This is a genomic window from Psychrobacter sp. SZ93C1, from assembly GCF_015864635.1.
Lineage (GTDB): Bacteria > Pseudomonadota > Gammaproteobacteria > Pseudomonadales > Moraxellaceae > Psychrobacter > Psychrobacter fozii.
The window spans coordinates 56016-73644 of the sequence record NZ_JADYWY010000010.1 but is presented as its reverse complement, the minus strand read 5'-3'; the positions used below and the strand labels follow the sequence as shown (position 1 = coordinate 73644).

23 protein-coding genes and 1 tRNA gene are annotated in these 17629 nt (G+C 43.7%); 19 read left to right on the top strand and 5 right to left on the bottom strand.

Annotation, left to right across the window (positions count from 1 at the left end; genetic code table 11):
• Positions 1-9: 9 nt before the first annotated feature.
• The 5 genes from I6E83_RS12640 to gatC all read right to left on the bottom strand — a co-directional run bounded on the left by I6E83_RS12640 (position 10) and on the right by gatC (position 4823).
• Positions 10-1008 carry a hypothetical protein gene (locus I6E83_RS12640; RefSeq protein WP_197102336.1) on the bottom strand — a complete coding sequence of 333 codons (999 nt, stop codon included), beginning with the start codon at positions 1006-1008 and terminating at the stop codon, positions 10-12.
• A gap of 216 nt (positions 1009-1224) precedes the next feature.
• A tRNA-Pro gene (locus tag I6E83_RS12635) sits at positions 1225-1301 on the bottom strand.
• A gap of 114 nt (positions 1302-1415) precedes the next feature.
• Positions 1416-2942, bottom strand: a complete 1527-nt coding sequence (gene gatB, locus I6E83_RS12630; protein WP_197102334.1) for an Asp-tRNA(Asn)/Glu-tRNA(Gln) amidotransferase subunit GatB — start codon at positions 2940-2942, stop codon at positions 1416-1418.
• Positions 2942-4438, bottom strand: a complete 1497-nt coding sequence (gene gatA / locus I6E83_RS12625; RefSeq protein ID WP_197102332.1) for an Asp-tRNA(Asn)/Glu-tRNA(Gln) amidotransferase subunit GatA — start codon at positions 4436-4438, stop codon at positions 2942-2944. The genes gatB and gatA overlap by 1 nt, the downstream gene beginning before the upstream one ends.
• Before the next feature lie 70 nt (positions 4439-4508).
• Complete coding sequence (gatC, locus tag I6E83_RS12620) at positions 4509-4823, bottom strand: Asp-tRNA(Asn)/Glu-tRNA(Gln) amidotransferase subunit GatC (RefSeq protein WP_110923936.1); 315 nt, start codon at positions 4821-4823, stop codon at positions 4509-4511.
• A gap of 614 nt (positions 4824-5437) precedes the next feature.
• On the opposite strand from gatC, the gene I6E83_RS12615 reads away from it, so the two are divergent.
• The 19 genes from I6E83_RS12615 to rplE all read left to right on the top strand — a co-directional run bounded on the left by I6E83_RS12615 (position 5438) and on the right by rplE (position 17622).
• Positions 5438-6466 carry a rod shape-determining protein MreB gene (locus I6E83_RS12615; RefSeq protein WP_110923995.1) on the top strand — a complete coding sequence of 343 codons (1029 nt, stop codon included), beginning with the start codon at positions 5438-5440 and terminating at the stop codon, positions 6464-6466.
• Positions 6467-6651: 185 nt separating this feature from the next.
• The gene (gene mreC / locus I6E83_RS12610; RefSeq protein WP_197102330.1) at positions 6652-7512 is read left to right on the top strand and encodes a rod shape-determining protein MreC; all 861 of its coding nucleotides are present in this window, start codon (positions 6652-6654) and stop codon (positions 7510-7512) included.
• Positions 7513-7652: 140 nt separating this feature from the next.
• The gene (mreD, locus tag I6E83_RS12605; RefSeq protein WP_197102328.1) at positions 7653-8138 is read left to right on the top strand and encodes a rod shape-determining protein MreD; all 486 of its coding nucleotides are present in this window, start codon (positions 7653-7655) and stop codon (positions 8136-8138) included.
• 150 nt (positions 8139-8288) lie between these two features.
• Entirely contained in the window at positions 8289-8975 is a 687-nt protein-coding gene (locus I6E83_RS12600; RefSeq protein ID WP_197102326.1) for a Maf family protein, read from the top strand.
• 173 nt (positions 8976-9148) lie between these two features.
• Entirely contained in the window at positions 9149-10732 is a 1584-nt protein-coding gene (locus I6E83_RS12595) for an Rne/Rng family ribonuclease (RefSeq protein WP_197102324.1), read from the top strand.
• Between the two features lie 407 nt (positions 10733-11139).
• Entirely contained in the window at positions 11140-11451 is a 312-nt protein-coding gene (gene rpsJ, locus I6E83_RS12590) for a 30S ribosomal protein S10 (RefSeq protein ID WP_010196670.1), read from the top strand.
• Between the two features lie 48 nt (positions 11452-11499).
• Entirely contained in the window at positions 11500-12138 is a 639-nt protein-coding gene (gene rplC, locus I6E83_RS12585; protein ID WP_110923941.1) for a 50S ribosomal protein L3, read from the top strand.
• 14 nt (positions 12139-12152) lie between these two features.
• Positions 12153-12755 carry a 50S ribosomal protein L4 gene (gene rplD, locus I6E83_RS12580; protein WP_110923942.1) on the top strand — a complete coding sequence of 201 codons (603 nt, stop codon included), beginning with the start codon at positions 12153-12155 and terminating at the stop codon, positions 12753-12755.
• Positions 12752-13102, top strand: coding sequence for a 50S ribosomal protein L23 (gene rplW / locus I6E83_RS12575; protein ID WP_011279789.1), 351 nt, complete (start codon positions 12752-12754; stop codon positions 13100-13102). Before rplD ends, rplW begins: the two co-directional genes overlap by 4 nt.
• An 11-nt stretch (positions 13103-13113) precedes the next feature.
• Positions 13114-13941, top strand: a complete 828-nt coding sequence (rplB, locus tag I6E83_RS12570) for a 50S ribosomal protein L2 (RefSeq protein WP_110923943.1) — start codon at positions 13114-13116, stop codon at positions 13939-13941.
• Between the two features lie 12 nt (positions 13942-13953).
• Positions 13954-14229 (top strand): 30S ribosomal protein S19, encoded by a 276-nt coding sequence (gene rpsS, locus I6E83_RS12565; protein ID WP_021813372.1) that lies wholly within the window; start codon positions 13954-13956, stop codon positions 14227-14229.
• A 10-nt stretch (positions 14230-14239) separates the two neighbouring features.
• Positions 14240-14569, top strand: a complete 330-nt coding sequence (rplV, locus tag I6E83_RS12560) for a 50S ribosomal protein L22 (protein ID WP_010196689.1) — start codon at positions 14240-14242, stop codon at positions 14567-14569.
• Positions 14570-14572: 3 nt separating this feature from the next.
• Positions 14573-15301: a 30S ribosomal protein S3 gene (rpsC, locus tag I6E83_RS12555; RefSeq protein WP_110923944.1), complete on the top strand. Its 729-nt coding sequence runs from the start codon at positions 14573-14575 to the stop codon at positions 15299-15301.
• A 3-nt stretch (positions 15302-15304) separates the two neighbouring features.
• Positions 15305-15718: a 50S ribosomal protein L16 gene (gene rplP, locus I6E83_RS12550; protein ID WP_110923945.1), complete on the top strand. Its 414-nt coding sequence runs from the start codon at positions 15305-15307 to the stop codon at positions 15716-15718.
• Positions 15718-15915: a 50S ribosomal protein L29 gene (gene rpmC / locus I6E83_RS12545; protein WP_110923946.1), complete on the top strand. Its 198-nt coding sequence runs from the start codon at positions 15718-15720 to the stop codon at positions 15913-15915. Before rplP ends, rpmC begins: the two co-directional genes overlap by 1 nt.
• Complete coding sequence (rpsQ, locus tag I6E83_RS12540; RefSeq protein WP_021813375.1) at positions 15912-16187, top strand: 30S ribosomal protein S17; 276 nt, start codon at positions 15912-15914, stop codon at positions 16185-16187. The genes rpmC and rpsQ overlap by 4 nt, the downstream gene beginning before the upstream one ends.
• Positions 16188-16369: 182 nt before the next feature.
• Positions 16370-16738, top strand: a complete 369-nt coding sequence (gene rplN / locus I6E83_RS12535) for a 50S ribosomal protein L14 (RefSeq protein WP_010196702.1) — start codon at positions 16370-16372, stop codon at positions 16736-16738.
• A gap of 8 nt (positions 16739-16746) precedes the next feature.
• The gene (gene rplX, locus I6E83_RS12530) at positions 16747-17064 is read left to right on the top strand and encodes a 50S ribosomal protein L24 (RefSeq protein ID WP_110923947.1); all 318 of its coding nucleotides are present in this window, start codon (positions 16747-16749) and stop codon (positions 17062-17064) included.
• Between the two features lie 21 nt (positions 17065-17085).
• On the top strand, positions 17086-17622 hold the full coding sequence (gene rplE / locus I6E83_RS12525; protein ID WP_110923948.1) for a 50S ribosomal protein L5: 537 nt from the start codon (positions 17086-17088) through the stop codon (positions 17620-17622).
• The last annotated feature ends 7 nt before the right edge of the window (positions 17623-17629 follow it).

The window sequence follows — 17629 nt, the reverse complement described above, 5'->3', positions numbered from 1 at the left end:
GCATTCAAGTCATGACTTTGGTCTGCCTGCTTCACTAGCATAGCTAGGTGCTACTTCTTTAATCCATGGTCTTAAGTTCTCTCTATGTTCAGGTAACTCTTTGTCGAAACTAGAATCTAATAATTTAGCCCATACTATTTCACACATTTCACCAATTTTTATCTGATTTTCAATATCTTGCTTCCAATGCTCGTCCGCTACGTGTTTGGCAAATTCTTTTGCTAATATTTTCTTATGACTGATGCCTTTTCTAGTTTCAAACTTGCTTTTATCCTTAATAGACTTGTTATTCAGTATTTCTCTTTCAAGAATTAATAAGTCTTTATGTAAGACTATTATGTCATTGAGTTTGATGTTGAGTTCAGGGAAAGAGAAATCATCTCTTTTATCAAACGAACATAAAAAAGGTGATTTTTCGGAAAATTCGGCTAAATCATCATCATTGGTAGAATCAATGACTAGGGTAACTGCTCCAATTTCAGTAAAAAAATACTCATTACCATCCTTATTTATCGTCCATTCACTTAGTTGGCTGGGCTTAGATGGATCGTCATTGATATTGGGCATATAAACAAAGCCATCTAGTAATAGCAATCGACTTTCATTGTTCGATTTGCTGCTTAATGACATATTGAATAAAGAATTCTCATATATTTTAAATAACACCAAGCCCATAGATAATCCATCTATTAGACGATTAGATATAATGGTTTCTACCTGCTCTACCTTTTCGATAAGCGACTCTAATTCTCCTTTATGTAATTCATAAATCTCTTTTGTAAATATATTTGAGCCATAACTCTCTACTTGAAAGCGCAATATTTGTTTAGATAGGTCATGCATACAGAAATGAATAAAGGCATTTATTTTCCTACTGTATATCTGCTTCAGTAGTTTCTTAGGCGTTAAATTATCAGTTTTATACTTCCTATTTAAGTAGTCACAAGCTTCTAGCAAGCTATAATATTCTGCAGTATCAAAGCTTAACGCTATATCGTTATCGTTCACAATTCAGACCTTAACATTCTTAAATCAAAATAAATAAGAAGCTACGAAAGTATAAGAGTGTAAATAGCTGCACTTTACCTTTACGTAATGAATCCTAGCCCTGCCCAAATTCTACTATGTCTTTGTTTAATCATTACAAAATCACTTTCCAAATTTAGCACAAAAAAAAGCCAACCATTGAAAACAATGATTGGCTTTTCTCTTTACTACTATGTTTGGTCGGAACGGCAGGATTTGAACCTGCGACCACTACACCCCCAGTGTAGTGCGCTACCAGACTGCGCTACGCCCCGAATGACTGACTATTTTACGCAAAATTATGCATATTGCAAGGGCTATTTATAGTAGCCAAAATCTATCACATTATTTTGCCTATTACAGTCAGCTGAACCAACCAGTAGCTTGCCTTAACCCAATAACTCTTTTAGGATTTGGTTTACTTGCTGCGGATTGGCACTACCGCGACTGGCTTTCATCACTTGACCGACTAGACCGTTGAAGGCTTTTTCTTTACCGCCACGATACTCATCAACCATCGCTTGGTTTTTCGCAATGACTTCTTCAACGATGGCTTTGATAGCGCCAGTGTCGGTTTCTTGCTTGAGGCCTTTTTCTTCGATGATCTTATCGGCTGCATCATCAGCATCGCCGCCTTCACGCTCGTATAGAGCACTAAAGACTTTCTTAGCCAGTTTGCCAGATAGCGTGTCGTCTTTGATGCGTTTCAGCATACCAGCCAATTGCTTGGCGCTGATAGGGGAGTCGACGATGTCTTTGTCGTCTTTATTCAGAGCGCCCAGTAGATCACCCATGACCCAGTTGCCTGCCATTTTGGCATCTGATTGTCCTACTTCAGCGACCACATCTTCGAAGTAATCAGCAATTTGACGGCTACCAGTCAAGATACGAGCATCATATTCTGATAGACCAAGCGCTTCTTCAAAGCGCGCACGACGGGCTACAGGTAGCTCAGGCATGGCGGCTTTAATCGAATCAACCGTATGCTGCTCGATACGGACAGGTAGCAGATCAGGATCAGGGAAATAGCGATAGTCGTTGGCATCTTCTTTAGTACGCATCACACGAGTTTCATCGCGCTCTGGATCATATAGCATCGTCGCTTGGACAACTTTACCACCGTCCTCTAAGATATCGATTTGACGCTCGATTTCACGATTGATGGCGCGTTCGATAAAGCGGAACGAGTTTAAGTTCTTTAGCTCGGTACGCGTACCAAGCTCATCACCTGGTCTGCGCACAGAGACGTTACAATCGCAGCGGAACGAGCCTTCTGCCATGATAGCGTCAGAAATACCGAGCCAAGTGACTAACTGATGAATGGCTTTAATATAGGCAAGTGCTTCATGAGCCGAGCGCATATCAGGTTCCGAGACGATTTCAATCAGCGGTGTACCAGCACGGTTGAGATCGACGCCAGTCATACCATCGACGGCATCATGGACAGATTTACCAGCATCTTCTTCCAAATGCGTGCGGGTGATACCCATACGTTTAGGGTATTCGTTCTTATCCCCTTCATTGACCACGACATCGATGTAACCTTCGCCGACGATAGGATTGGCCATCTGAGTGATTTGATAGCCTTTAGGCAGATCAGGGTAAAAGTAGTTTTTGCGGTCAAACGTATTAAATAGACCTAACTCAGCGTTGACGCCGATACCGAATTTTAAGGCACGATCGACCACGCCAGCATTTAGTACTGGCAACACGCCAGGTAGACCCAAATCTACGATACTTGCTTGGCTGTTTGGCTCGTGACCGAAGTCAGTCGGCGCGCTTGAGAATATCTTACTTTCCGTATTGAGCTGGCAGTGAATCTCGATGCCGATGACGACTTCATAACCATCAACGAACAGCTCTTTACGAACAGCGTGCTCGCGGACGGCGTTGTTATCAGTAGTAGCTGTACTCATTATACCGTCTCCTTTGCGATGGCAGAGTGTTGTAGGTGATGATCCGTATGCTGCTGGAACAGATGCGCGGTCGTGAGCAGTTGACTCTCTTGCCAATGCTTACCGATTAATTGTAAGCCAATTGGTAGACCTTCTGTAGTCAAACCAACTGGTTGGCTAAGCGCAGGCAGACCCGCTAAGTTGACCGCGATGGTATAAACATCACCTAAATACATGGTCGCAGGGTCAAGATTATCACTGAGCTTATATGCAGCGGTTGGTGCGGTTGGACTGGCAATCACATCACAGCTCGCAAAGGCTTCATCGAAATCTTTGACGATTAAGCGGCGAATTTTTTGTGCTTTCGTATAGTAAGCATCGAAGTAACCTGCCGAGAGCGCATAAGTGCCGGTCAAGATACGACGCTGTACTTCAGGGCCAAAGCCTTCAGAGCGTGAGCGCGTGTATAGATCAATCAGATCCGTTGGGTTTTCACAGCGATAGCCGAAACGTACGCCATCGAAGCGAGATAGGTTCGATGATGCTTCGGCAGGGGCTAGCATGTAGTAAGTGGCAAGCGTGATTTCAGGATCAGTGATGTTTACTTCTACAATCGTTGCGCCAAGCTCTTCATATTTCTTCAGAGCCGCACGTGCTGCTTGTTCAACTTCGCTATCAAGTCCTGTACCGAAGTATTCTTTAGCCACACCAATACGCAAGCCAGCAAATGGTTTGTCACCAGCAGCAGCTTCTGCATCGTTGATGTCTTGTACATAGTCAGGCATGTCATATTTGATAGAAGTCGCATCGCGTGGATCGTGACCAATCATTGGCTGTAGCAGGTAAGCACAATCTCTAGCACTGCGTCCCATGCTACCAGCTTGATCCAAACTTGAAGCGTAGGCAATCATACCAAAGCGTGACACTCGGCCATAAGTAGGTTTGATACCGGTTAAGCCGCAGAATGAAGCAGGCTGACGAATAGATCCACCAGTATCACTACCAGTCGCGACAGGGACGAAACCAGCGGCAACAGCGGCAGCACTACCACCTGACGAGCCACCAGGGACACGTTCTAGATTCCAAGGGTTTTGTACTGTGCCGTAGTATGAGCTACTATTGTCTGAGCCCATCGCAAACTCATCCATGTTGAGCTTGCCTAAGCTAATCATGCCTGCTTTGTCGATGTTAGAGACGATAGTAGCACTATAAGGTGAGATGAAGTTATGGAGCATCTTTGAGCCACAAGTCGTCAGTACGCCTTGGGTACAAAAGATGTCCTTGTGTGCCATTGGGACGCCGAGTAATGGACGCTGATCGCCCTGTGCCCGCATCTCGTCTGCCGCTTTTGCTTGCGCGCGTGCAGTCTCAGAGGTATGAGTGATAAAACTGTTAATCTTGCTGTCTAGCGCATCGATACGCTTGATATAGTGTTCTGTCAGCTCAAGGCTACTAAATTGTTTGTCTTGTAAGCCCGTAATAAGCTGCTGAGTACTTAATAAATGAAGTTCAGACATAAGGTGTCGTCCGTCAAAATGTTAATAACATAAAATCGAATGGAATAAAGGAAGAGAGATAACCGTTCGCTTATTCAATCACTTGTGGTACCAGATACAAACCGTCTTCAACGGCTGGCGCGACCGATTGATTGCGTTCGCGGTTGATATCATGTTTGGCCACATCGACACGCAGCTCTTGGCAGGCTTCATGGATGTTCGATAATGGTTTGATATCAGTGGTATCTACGTTAGCAAGAGTATGCATAAGCTTTAGTACTTTACTGATGTCGTCGGCATAGTTATCGGCCGTAGTCTCATCGACACCTAAACGCGCAAGGCTGGCAACTTCTAGGATTTCTTCACGACTGACGTTGCTGTCAGACGTTGTTGGTTGCTGTGACATAGTTTCTCCAGTGAAGGACAGTTTTTGTTAGATTTGGGTACTAGTTAGATTTAGATAATAGATTAGATACTGAACAGGTACTAAGATAAAATCTGATATAGAGTTACGTTATTATAAAGCATCTGACCTAAGTTTACAGAGCATGACGCTTGATTGATGCACAATATCAACCAAGAGCAAGTGATTTGCAAAATTGACTGAATAATTCACGGTAGATTTTCAATTGCTTCCCCATTATGTTCTGAAATACGTTACAGTATGCACTTGTGCTATTAAGCAAAACCTCATCTGCCTGTAGAACCCTTGTTAGTTATTGAATTAAATGGTGTTTCATTAGATTGAGCGATAGAGACTGCTATTTCAAACTTTGAAACAACTTTTAGCGTTTAAGACTAAATTCCTTACTTATTGATGCAAATACCTGTGTTTTTTTTGAGCTAAATAGGTATAATTTAGCTCGATTTTTTCATTTCATCATTATTGCTTAGGTTTGGCTTGTTGCGATGTTCAGCTTTCGCTTCAGGTAATGTCTAATGACGACCTGCTCAACACTGACGAGTAACACCTCAGTCAATCTCATTCGCCTCATTCGTAAGACGCTGGATATATTAGTCATGAACCTGTTTGGATTTTTATCAAATAATATCGCTATCGACCTCGGTACTGCGAACACCCTCATTTTTATTCCTAATAAAGGTGTCGTACTTGACGAGCCTACGGTAGTGGCGCTACGAAGTAATCGTACGCAAAACCCTACTGTTGCTGCTGTTGGTATCGATGCCAAGCAGATGCTTGGTCGTACACCTTCCAATATCACGGCGATTCGCCCACTAAAAGACGGCGTGATTGCTGACTTTGAAGTGACCCAAAAGATGCTCAAGCATTTTATCATGAAGGTAAAAGCCAAGCGTTTTATGGCACAGCCTAATGTGGTCGTTTGTGTGCCTTGTAAGTCTACTCTAGTTGAGCGTAAAGCGATTCGTGAGGCAGTGTCATCAGCAGGCGCTAGCAAAGTATTATTGCTAGAGGAGCCAATGGCGGCAGCGATTGGTGCTGGTATGCCAGTTCACGAAGCCAGTGGTTCTATGGTGGTTGATATCGGTGGCGGTACGACTGAGATTGCTGTTATCGCTCTATCTGGTTGCGTCTACGCTGAGTCTATCCGTATCGGCGGCGATATTTTTGATGAAGCAATCATTACCCATGTACGCCGTACGCACGGTTGTGTCATTGGTGAGACGACTGCTGAGCGTATCAAAAAAGAAGTTGGCTCTGCATTGAACGAAGAAGGCCAGTTAGAAGTAGAAGTGCGTGGTCGTAGCATGGCAGAAGGCGTGCCAAAAACGTTCACAGTCAATTCAGAAGAAGTGCAAAAAGCACTGAGTGACCCATTGAGTGGTATCGTTAGCGCAGTAAAAGCAGCGCTTGAGCAAACACCACCTGAGCTGTCATCTGATATCGCAGAGCGCGGTATTGTATTGACGGGTGGCGGCGCCTTATTACGTGATTTAGACAAGTTGATTTCAAGAGAGACAGGTCTACCTGTGACTGTTGCCGAAGATCCACTGACTTGTGTCAGCCGTGGTGGTGGTATTGCTCTTGACTTTATCAACAACAAAAGCTTAAACATGATTTTTGTTTAAGTTACATTAACTAAGTCCTATCGTTTTTGATAGTACACAGTGCTTAGTTATCGTTAAAATGAAGTAACAGGTTATAAAGATATAAAATTAAAGGTAGCCCGCTGCGCTACCTTTAATCACATTATTCAATGCTAGAATTCCGTACTGGCTACCGCTTATTTTATAACCTCTGAGTTAGACGACTTATGATTCCAAGTATTTTTGCGCGCCAGCCATTAGCACTTCGCAAGACTGCCATCGTATTGATAGTAGCCTTAGTGTTGATGTGGTTCGATAGCAAAAACTCAGACTGGTTTAAGCCAATACGTAATACTAGCCATGCTGCTATGCAGCCTATCTATGAGTTGTCGTTATTACCGAGCTATGCCAAGCATTGGGCGAGTGGAAGCTTGCAATCTAAAGAAGCCCTACGCCGCGAAAACATACAGCTGAAGTCTCAATTGATACACGCGCAAGCCAAGCTCCAGCAGCAAGATTATATTTTGGCACAAAACGCGCGCCTGCAAGGTATTCTGTCGACCACCGAGCCTGAGCAGTTTGACCTCACTCTTGCACAAGTTATCGGCACAGATACCAATTTGCTCAGACAAATTGTGATGCTTAATAAAGGCGCACAAGATGGTGTGCAAGTCGGACAAACGGTCATTGACGAAAAAGGTATCTTAGGACAAATTATTAATGTTTATCCTAATACCAGTCGATTACTTTTGATTACTGACGAACAGCAATCGGTTGCCGTTACTGTTAAGCGTACAGGCCAACGTGCTATCGTTACAGGAAAAGGGATACCAACGTCATTGAGCCTCGATTACGTCTTCAAAACCTCAGACGTGCGTGTGGGGGATGAGTTGGTTTCGTCAGGGCTCGGTGGTCGTATTCCAGCGGGTTACCGTGTCGGCCGTGTCGCTCATGTCAAAGATGGACAAGCGGACAACTTTAGAAGCATAGAAGTCACGCCAGCAGCTAACTTTATTGACAATGCGTATGTTCTCATACTGCAAGACAAACGAGCCAACAGCAATGATATTGTTCTCGATGAGCGCTAGATAAGCATCATTTATCTACTCACTCATTGATACCCACCGAATAGCCTATGTATCGGTATATTCTCAATCACAGTGTTCATCCCATTAATGCCTAGCTATGCTCTAATAGCCGCCGCTAACACCCGCTAAGGTAAGTACTCATGTCGTATCCTGATTCTGAGAATGCAACGGTAGTACTCATTGTTACGATTATTCTAAGCTTTATCGTTGCTTCATCACTTAATGTATATCCATTGAGCCCTAGTATGGCCACGCTGCGTCCTATGGTCATGATTATGGTGCTGATTTTTTGGTTGTTGTTTCAACCGCGCTATGTTGGCATCTTTACGGCATTTATCATCGGTATTATTGCTGATCTACTGATGGATACCCATTTGGGAGAGCAGGCCTTTGCCGCAGTGGTCGTCGCTCTCTTTATCAAAATTACCAGTGTATATATCAGACAAATGAACACCGCTAGTGCATGGCTAGTAGCTAGCTTTGGATTGATTATTTATCAATTGAACTTGTGGATGCTACAGATGTTCATCCAAAATGTTTTTGTCGCTCAATCCACCCTATCATTATTAATGAGCATCCTGAGCTGGCCGCTGGTTCTATTCGCTCTACGTAAGTTTGCGCGTTAATCACTACGTTTATGAACAACAGTGCTTATGAATAATAATGCTCGTTCACAACTCATAGAGCGATAGCGATTGTTCAGGCCGATTCTGACACGCCTATTAATAAAAATTTTTAGTATTCAATACACATGAACTTATATAAAGAGAGTTGCGATGGATATCGTTTTAGCATCTGGTTCGCCGCGTCGTCGTGAGCTATTAGAAATAGCGCAACTGGATTTTAGCATCTTGAGCGTGGATATTGATGAAACGCAATATGATAATGAGTCGCCAAAAGACTATATCGAGCGTATGGTCATCACCAAAGCCGAGGCTGCGATACAAAAGCTAAATGAGACGGGCAATGCAACTAAGAGCGACCTTGCTGAGCAGATTCTCATTTTAACGTCTGACACCATTGGTGTACTGCCAGACGGTAAAACGGTGTTGGTCAAACCAATCGATCGCGAGCATGCTTATAGTATGTGGCAGCAAATGTCTGATAGTGTTCATGAAGTATGGACCGCGGTTCAAGCAACTCACATACAGCTGTTGCCCATAACATCAGAGTACGATGTGTCAAAACATAATGCATCAACGACCCACCCAGCTTTCCAGATTATCAAGCAGCAGCAAATCACTGAACGTACAGAAGTGAGCTTTATCCCGCTGACACCACAGATGATGAGTAACTATTGGGATAGTGGTGAGCCTGCTGATAAAGCCGGTGGTTATGGTATTCAAGGCTTGGGTGCGGCATGGGTCAGCCGTATCAATGGCAGCTATACCAATGTTGTTGGTTTACCGCTTTCGCAAACGCTGGCATTAATTAAAACGCTTACCGATGCGAATCTCGATTAAATAGATAAGATAAATCTGTGTAGAGAGGTTTTATTAGCGAGAAATCAGTCGCTAACTCTCTGCACATAATGACACGTGAGAGTAATGGGCGAGAGCAAGCCGCATTTGTTACACTATAAAGATAATAGGCGATGAACGTCTAACAAGAAAGCTGAGAGATAAGAGAAAACATTATGTCCGAAGAGCTGCTGATTAATATTAGTCCAATGGAGTCCCGTGTCGCAGTATTAGACAACGGCATCTTGGGCGAGATTTACATTGAACGTCATCATAAACTGGGGTTGGTGGGTAATATTTACCTAGGTACAGTCGTACGTGTCTTACCTGGAATGCAGGCAGCATTCGTTGATATCGGCCAGTCGCGCACAGCATTCTTACATGTCAACGATATGCAGCGTGAGCCTCGTGCAGTAAAGAAAGCGACTGACACTGCCAAAAATCAAACTAGTGCCGTGACAGAAAGTGCTACTGATGATTTGGACGTCACACTACCGATAGCCAACACTCAGAGTACGGAAGTTATACAGGCTTCTAAAACACTCATTCAGCATCGGCTACACGAAAGCCAACGTATCTTAGTACAGGTGACAAAAGATCAATTGGGCAGCAAAGGCGCTCGTCTAACCACCAATGTATCACTACCGTCACGCTACTTGGTTTATCTACCATCAAGTGAACATATCGGTATATCTCAGCGCATCGATGGTGAAGAGGAACGTACTCGTCTAAAGACTGAGCTGACTAGCTTGATGCAGACGGTCAATCTAAAAGGTGGACTGATTGCTCGCACTGCTGCTGAACGTGTTCCTGTTGATAAGCTCGAAGAAGACATTTACTACCTATTGCAGCTTTGGCGTACTATCTGTGCCCGTCGCCAAGAGATTAACCACCATCAAAGCTCAGAGCTGATTTATCAAGAGTTAGCATTACCATTACGCTCAATCCGTGACTTGGTACATGCCGATACCGAAAAAGTCATCATCGATAATGCGCAAATCTATGAGCAAGTCAGATACTTTGCCAAAGAGTTTGTTCCTTTTGTGTATGACCGAATCGTACACTATACCGCTGAGCAATCACTCTTTGATGTACACCGTGTCGAAGATGACTTAAAGGATGCTTTGAAGCGCCGTGTCGACCTAAAGTCGGGTGGCTATCTCATTATTGACCAGACTGAAGCAATGACGACGATAGATGTCAATACAGGGTCTTTCGTTGGTGGCCGCTCTTTAGAAGACACGGTTTATAAAACCAATCTAGAGGCCACTCATGCCATTGCCCGTCAGTTGCGCCTACGGAATCTAGGTGGCATTATCATCTTGGACTTTATCGATATGCTTGAACAACAGCATAAAGATGATGTGCTCGAGAGCTTACAATCACAGCTCACGCAAGATTATGCCAAGACTAAGATTACGCAAGTTAGTGAGCTTGGCTTGGTAGAGATGACCCGTAAACGCACACGGGAATCACTAGGGCAGCAGCTTTGTGAGCCATGTTCGACCTGTCAAGGTCGTGGGTTTGTAAAAACTGCCGAGACGGTCTGTTTTGAGATATTCCGTGAAATTATGCGTTGTGCCCGTACTTATAATTCTCCCAAAAAGTTCACCGTAGTGGCACATGCAGCCGTTATTGACTTGCTATTAACTTCAGAGTCGGACACAGTCGCAGATTTAGAATATTTATTAGGTAGAGTTATCACTTTTGATGTAGAAAATCTTTACACTCAAGAGCAATACGACATCGTTTTGGATTGATACTCTTGTTACTGCTGACAGAGATAAAAGTAATTATTAGAAATAGATAGCTTTGTTTATCAAGCGTAATATCTGGATTCGCTATAGATATAGCCCTTGCAATGAACGAAATACTATGTATAATATACACCACTGAATTATATATGCGCAGCCAATCAAACAGCTGGCGCTATGACAGCTAGAGCATCGTTTCTAGCACTATTTCATTATGCCTCTACTAACATCCGATAATGGAAGGGTTGGTGGGGCTTTAAACTATTTTGCTTTTAGCAGGCTATAAGTTCCAATAAAGAACTCATTCTGGTTAAGAACAGAAGGCAGCTTTAAGTAAATATTTAACCAAACGGCTTTTGATCATATCTTTGCAAAGCAAGAATGACAAAAGCACATATTAGGAGCTTGCTGGCATGGCTAACCAGAGAATCCGTATCCGTCTTAAGTCTTTTGATCATCGTCTGATTGATCAATCTGCACAAGAGATTGTTGATACTGCAAAGCGCACCGGTGCGCAAGTTTGTGGTCCTGTACCGTTGCCGACTCGCATTGAGCGCTTCAACGTTCTAACTTCACCACACGTAAACAAAGACGCTCGTGATCAGTACGAAATCCGTACTCATAAGCGTATGGTTGACATCGTTCAACCTACCGATAAAACTGTGGATGCGCTAATGAAGCTTGATTTAGCGGCGGGTGTTGACGTTCAAATTGCTTTGGGTTAATGCACATAAACACCCAACCCATTAATATAAGATATAAAGAGGTCTAAAATGGCGATCGGTTTAGTCGGTAAAAAATGCGGCATGACCCGTGTCTTCACTGAAGCAGGCGCATCTATCCCTGTAACAGTGGTTGAGATCAGTGCTAACCGCATTACTCAAGTAAAAAATACTGATGTAGATGGCTATCAAGCCATCCAAGTCACCACAGGTACTCGTCGTGACAGCCGCGTAACAGCAGCTCAAAAAGGTCACTTCGCTAAAGCTGGCGTTGCCGCTGGCCGTGGTGTTTGGGAATTTCGTGCCAACGAAAGCGATCTTGAAGGTCGTGAGATTGGTGGTGAGATTCTTGCTGACTTGTTCGAACAAGGTCAGATGGTTGATGTTACAGGAAACAGTAAAGGTAAAGGTTTTCAGGGTCCTGTAAAGCGTCACAACTTTAGTATGCAAGATGCGACTCATGGTAACTCAGTATCTCATCGTGCACATGGTTCAACTGGTCAGAACCAGTCACCAGGTAAAGTATTCAAAGGCAAAAAGATGGCGGGTCAGATGGGTAACAAACGCGTTACCGTTCAAGGCCTAGAAGTGATTTCGGTTGATGCCGAAAAAGGGTTACTTGTCATCAAGGGTGCTATCCCAGGTGCCACCGGTGGCGATGTTATCGTACGTCCGTCAGTCAAAGCCTAAGCAAGGGGATTAACGTGGATTTAAAAACAGTTACAGGTGCTGCGGTTGAGCTTTCTGATACGGCATTTGGTCGTGAATTCAACGAAGCACTAGTGCATCAAGTCGTCACCGCTTATTTGGCTGGTGCTCGCCAAGGTACACGCGCACAAAAAACCCGTGCCGAAGTTTCTGGCGGTGGTATTAAGCCATGGCGCCAAAAAGGTACTGGTCGCGCTCGTGCGGGTTCTATTCGTAGCCCAATCTGGCGTGGGGGCGGACGTGCATTTGCGGCCAAACCACAAGATTGGTCACAGAAAGTAAACCGTAAGATGTATCGCGGTGCGATGCAGTGCATCCTAGCCGAATTGATTCGCCAAGAGCGTCTGATTTTGGTAGAAGAGTTGAGCGTTTCTGGTCCTAAGACCAAAGAGCTGATCGCAAAGTTAAATGAGCTTGGTGCACCTCGTGCATTGATCGTCACTAAAGAAGTTGACGAAAACTTATACTTAGCCGCTCGCAACATTCCACATGTCAACGTACTTGATACAAGTGAAGTTGACCCAGTGAGCTTGATTGCTTTTGACAAAGTAATCATGTCAGTTGAAGCTGCGAAACAATTTGAGGAAGCACTAGCATGAATAACGCAAGACTTTATCAGATCCTAAGAGGACCTGTATTCTCAGAGAAATCTCAAATGCTTGGCGACTCACTTGGTGTGCAGGTATTTAAAATTGACTCTAAGGCTACTAAGCTTGAAGTTAAAAAAGCAGTTGAGATGATGTTTGAAGGTGTTGAAGTATTAAAAGTAAACACTTTGAATGTTAAAGGTAAGACAAAGCGTTTTGGTAAAAGCATCGGCCGTCGTAATGACTACAAAAAAGCCTATGTTACCTTAAAAGCTGGTCAAGATGTACAAATGGCTGATGCTGGTGAAGAGGTCGCGAACACGACTGCTTCTACTAGTGAAACAGCGAATAACGAATAAGGATTACACTCATGCCTATCGTAAGAGCAAAGCCAACATCACCAGGCCGTCGTTTTGTTGAAAAAGTAGTGCATCCACACCTTTATAAAGGTCGTCCGTTTGCAGCGCTTCTAGAATCAAAAAGCAAGACCGGTGGTCGTAACAATAATGGCCGCATTACTACTCGTCACATTGGCGGTGGTCATAAGCAACATTATCGTATTATCGATTTCAAACGTACTAAAGACAATATCCCAGCCACGGTAGAGCGTATTGAATACGATCCTAACCGTACTGCACATATTGCATTACTTAAGTACGCTGATGGCGAACGCCGTTACATCATCGCTGCTAAAAAACAAGCAGTTGGTGATACAGTAATGTCAGGTGAAACTTCACCAATCCGTCCAGGTAACTGTTTACCACTGAAAAACATCCCATTGGGTACTGTGATTCATAATATCGAACTTAAAATCGGTAAAGGTGCACAGATGGCTCGCGCAGCGGGTGCTAGTGTTCAGTTATTAGGTCGTGACGGTATTTATGCTATTCTACGTTTGCGTTCTGGCGAAACTCGTCGCGTACACGTGAACTGCCGTGCTGTTATCGGTGAAGTTTCTAACACTGAAAACAACTTGAAATCACTTGGTAAAGCCGGTGCTTCACGTTGGCGTGGTGTTCGTCCTTCAGTTCGTGGTGTCGCTATGAACCCGGTTGATCACCCACATGGTGGTGGTGAAGGTCGTAACAAAGGTCGCCATCCAACTAGCCCTTGGGGTCAGAAGTCTAAAGGACTTAAAACGCGTAGCAATAAGCGTACTGACAACATGATCATCCGCCGTCGCGCCAAGAAGAAATAAAGGAAGAATTTCATGCCTCGTTCATTGAAAAAAGGTCCATTCATAGACGCGCATTTGTTTGCTAAAGTTGAGAATGCATTAGACACCAACTCACGCAAGCCAATTAAGACTTGGTCGCGCCGCTCGATGATTTTGCCACAAATGGTTGGCCTAACTTTATCTGTTCACAACGGCCGTACTCATGTACCGGTTATCGTGAGCGAACAGATGGTTGGTCATAAACTAGGTGAATTTGCCCCGACTCGTACGTATCGTGGTCATGGCATTGACAGAAAAGCTAAGAAATAAGGTGCTTATCATGGAAGTAACTGCAAAATTACGCGGTGCCGCCATATCGGCACAAAAAGTTAGACTCGTTGCTGATGAAGTTCGTGGCAAATCTATCGAGCGTGCTTTGGATATCCTAACGTATAGTAATAAAAAAGGCGCTGTGTTTGTTAAGAAATGTCTTAACTCAGCTATCGCCAATGCCGAAAACAACAACGGTCTAGATATCGATACTCTTAAAGTATCAACTATCTACGTTGATGAAGGCATTACGCTAAAACGTATCCTACCACGTGCCAAAGGCCGCGCTGATCGTATCAGTAAGCGTACCTGTCACATCACTATTAAGGTAGGGGAATAAGTTATGGGTCAAAAAGTACATCCAATCGGAATTCGTCTTGGTGTTGTAAAAAAGCATAACGCAAACTGGTATGCTAGCCCTAAACAATACTCAGAATACCTAATCAACGACATTAGAGTTCGTGAATATCTACGCAAAAAGCTAGACAACGCTATGATCAGCAACATCATGATCGAGCGTCCTACTGGCGCTGCTAAGATTACCATCGCCACTGCGCGCCCTGGTATTGTTATCGGTAAAAAAGGCGAAGATATCGAAAGACTTCAAAAAGAATTGACCAAAATCATGGGCGTACCTGCTCAGGTCAACATTGAAGAAATCACGTCACCTGATCTTGATGCACGTTTGGTAGCAGACGGTATCAGTAGCCAGCTTGAGCGTCGTGTTATGTTCCGTCGTGCGATGAAACGCGCTGTACAGAACAGCATGCGCTCTGGTGCTAAAGGTATTAAAGTTGAGTTGTCTGGCCGTCTTGGCGGTGCTGAGATTGCTCGTACTGAATGGTACCGTGAAGGTCGTGTGCCACTGCATACACTCCGCGCTGATATTGACTATTCGTCAGTACGTGCAGAGACAACTTACGGCACTATCGGTGTTAAAGTTTGGATTTTCCGTGGCGAAATCCTTGACGGTATGAACAGTGTATATAATCCCGTTAAAGAAGAGCAGGCTCGTGCGCCAAAACGCCGTGGTCGTGGAAACGGAAATCGTCGAAACTCAGACAGAGGTTAAACTATGTTACAGCCAAAACGTACCAAGTTTCGTAAAATGCACAAAGGTCGTAACACTGGGCTAGCTCATCGTGGAAGCACCGTTGCATTCGGACAAATTGGTCTAAAATCTTTGACTCGTGGTCGTATGACTGCCCGTCAAATTGAAGCAGCACGTCGTACCATCACTCGTAAAATTAAGCGTGGCGGTAAGATTTGGATTCGTGTATTCCCTGACAAACCAATTACCAACAAGCCATTAGAAGTACGTATGGGTAAAGGTAAAGGTCCAGTCGAGTATTGGGTATGCGAAATCAAACCTGGTAAAGTGTTATATGAAATCGAAGGGGTCTCAGAAGAGCTTGCTCGCGAAGCATTTATACTTGCTGCAGCAAAATTGCCCTTTAAAACTACCATTGTTAAGCGGACGATAATGTAATGAAGATCAGTGAATTACGTGATAAATCATTAGAAGAACTGACCCAGTTACTTGATGAAAAGCAACTTGATGCTTTCCGTATTCGTATGGCTAAAGCAACTGGTCAGTTGGGTAATACCCATGAAGTACGTGGCAATCGTCGTACGATTGCACAGCTTCAGACTTTGATTAACGAGAAACAACGAGGCGACTCATGAGCGATAACAATCAAACAGCTACCAATGCTAGCGTATTGACAGGACGAGTTGTCAGCGACAAGATGGACAAGTCCATCACAGTTTTGATTGAGCGTCTGGTTCGTCATCCTCTATATGGCAAACAGCTTCGTCGTTCTACAAAAATCAAAGCACATGACGAGAACAACGTTTGCCAACAAGGTGACCTTGTCCGTATCAAAGAAACGCGTCCAATCTCAAAAACCAAGTCTTGGACTTTGGTTGATGTGGTTGAAAAAGTAGAAAAAATCTAAGTAAATTGCATTAAAAGCCAGAAGCTGTTAAAATATCCGCCTTTTTAAGGATGCTGATTGCGCCGAGCGTATATCACTCACATTAAGAGTAAGTCGCGGTTATTTATATTACAATGCCGTCTACTCATACTGTGCTAGCGGCAGCAACTGGTTTTTATTGCTCATACGTGTGGAGTAACGCTATGATTCAGGTTGAGTCAATGCTGGAAGTTGCAGACAATAGCGGTGCAAGACGAGTTCAGTGCATTAAAGTACTGGGTGGTTCTCATCGTCGTTATGCATCAGTTGGCGACATTATTAAAGTAACGGTTAAAGAAGCCATTCCGCGTGGTCGTGTTAAAAAAGGCGACGTGATGAATGCTGTAGTTGTACGCACCAAAAAAGGCGTTCGTCGTCCTGATGGTTCTGTGTTACGTTTTGACGACAATGCTGCGGTATTGTTGAACCAAAACAAAGCACCGATTGCAACTCGTATTTTTGGACCGGTAACTCGTGAACTACGTGGTGATCAGTTTATGAAAATTGTATCACTAGCACCAGAAGTATTGTGAGGTAATCCATGTCAAAATTACGTAAAGGCGATACAGTTATCGTGATTGCTGGTAAAGATAAAGGCAAGCAAGGTACTGTACAAGCTGTAAAAAATGATCGTATTAAAGTAGAAGGCATTAACATTGTCACTAAACATCAGAAGCCAAATCAGGCAGCTGGCGTTGAAGGCGGCATTCTTAAGCAAGAAGCTTTCCTACATATTTCAAATGTCGCAATATTAAATGCGCAAACCCAAAAAGCTGATCGTATTACTTATCAGTTCAGCGAAGACGGCCAGAAACAACGCGTCTATCGTTCGAACGGTGAAGTAGTGGCGACTGCGTAAGACACTAAGGGTGTAATGGTAATGGCAAGATTAAAATCTTTATATAACGATAAATTAAAGCAGCAAATCCAAGAAGAGCTTGGTTTGGCGAATGTGATGCAAGTGCCTAAAATCACTAAAATCACACTTAACATGGGTGTAGGCGGTGCGTCTCAAGACAAGAAATTGCTTGAAGGTGCTGTAGCTGATATGACTGCAATTGCTGGTCAAAAACCTGTTGTCACCAAAGCGCGTAAATCAGTTGCTGGCTTTAAGATTCGTGAAGAATGGCCAATTGGCTGTAAAGTAACGCTACGCGGTGAGCAAATGTACGAATTTTTAGATCGTCTCGTTGCCATTGCAATTCCTCGTATTCGTGATTTCCGCGGTTTTTCACCTAAAGCCTTTGACGGACGTGGTAACTACTCATTGGGTATCAAAGAACAAATTGTATTCCCAGAAGTAGATTTTGACAAGATTGATCGTATCCGCGGTATGGATGTGACAATCACCACGTCAGCTCAATCTGATGAAGAAGGTCGTGCGTTGCTTAAAGCATTCGGCTTCCCATTTAAATAAGGTAAAG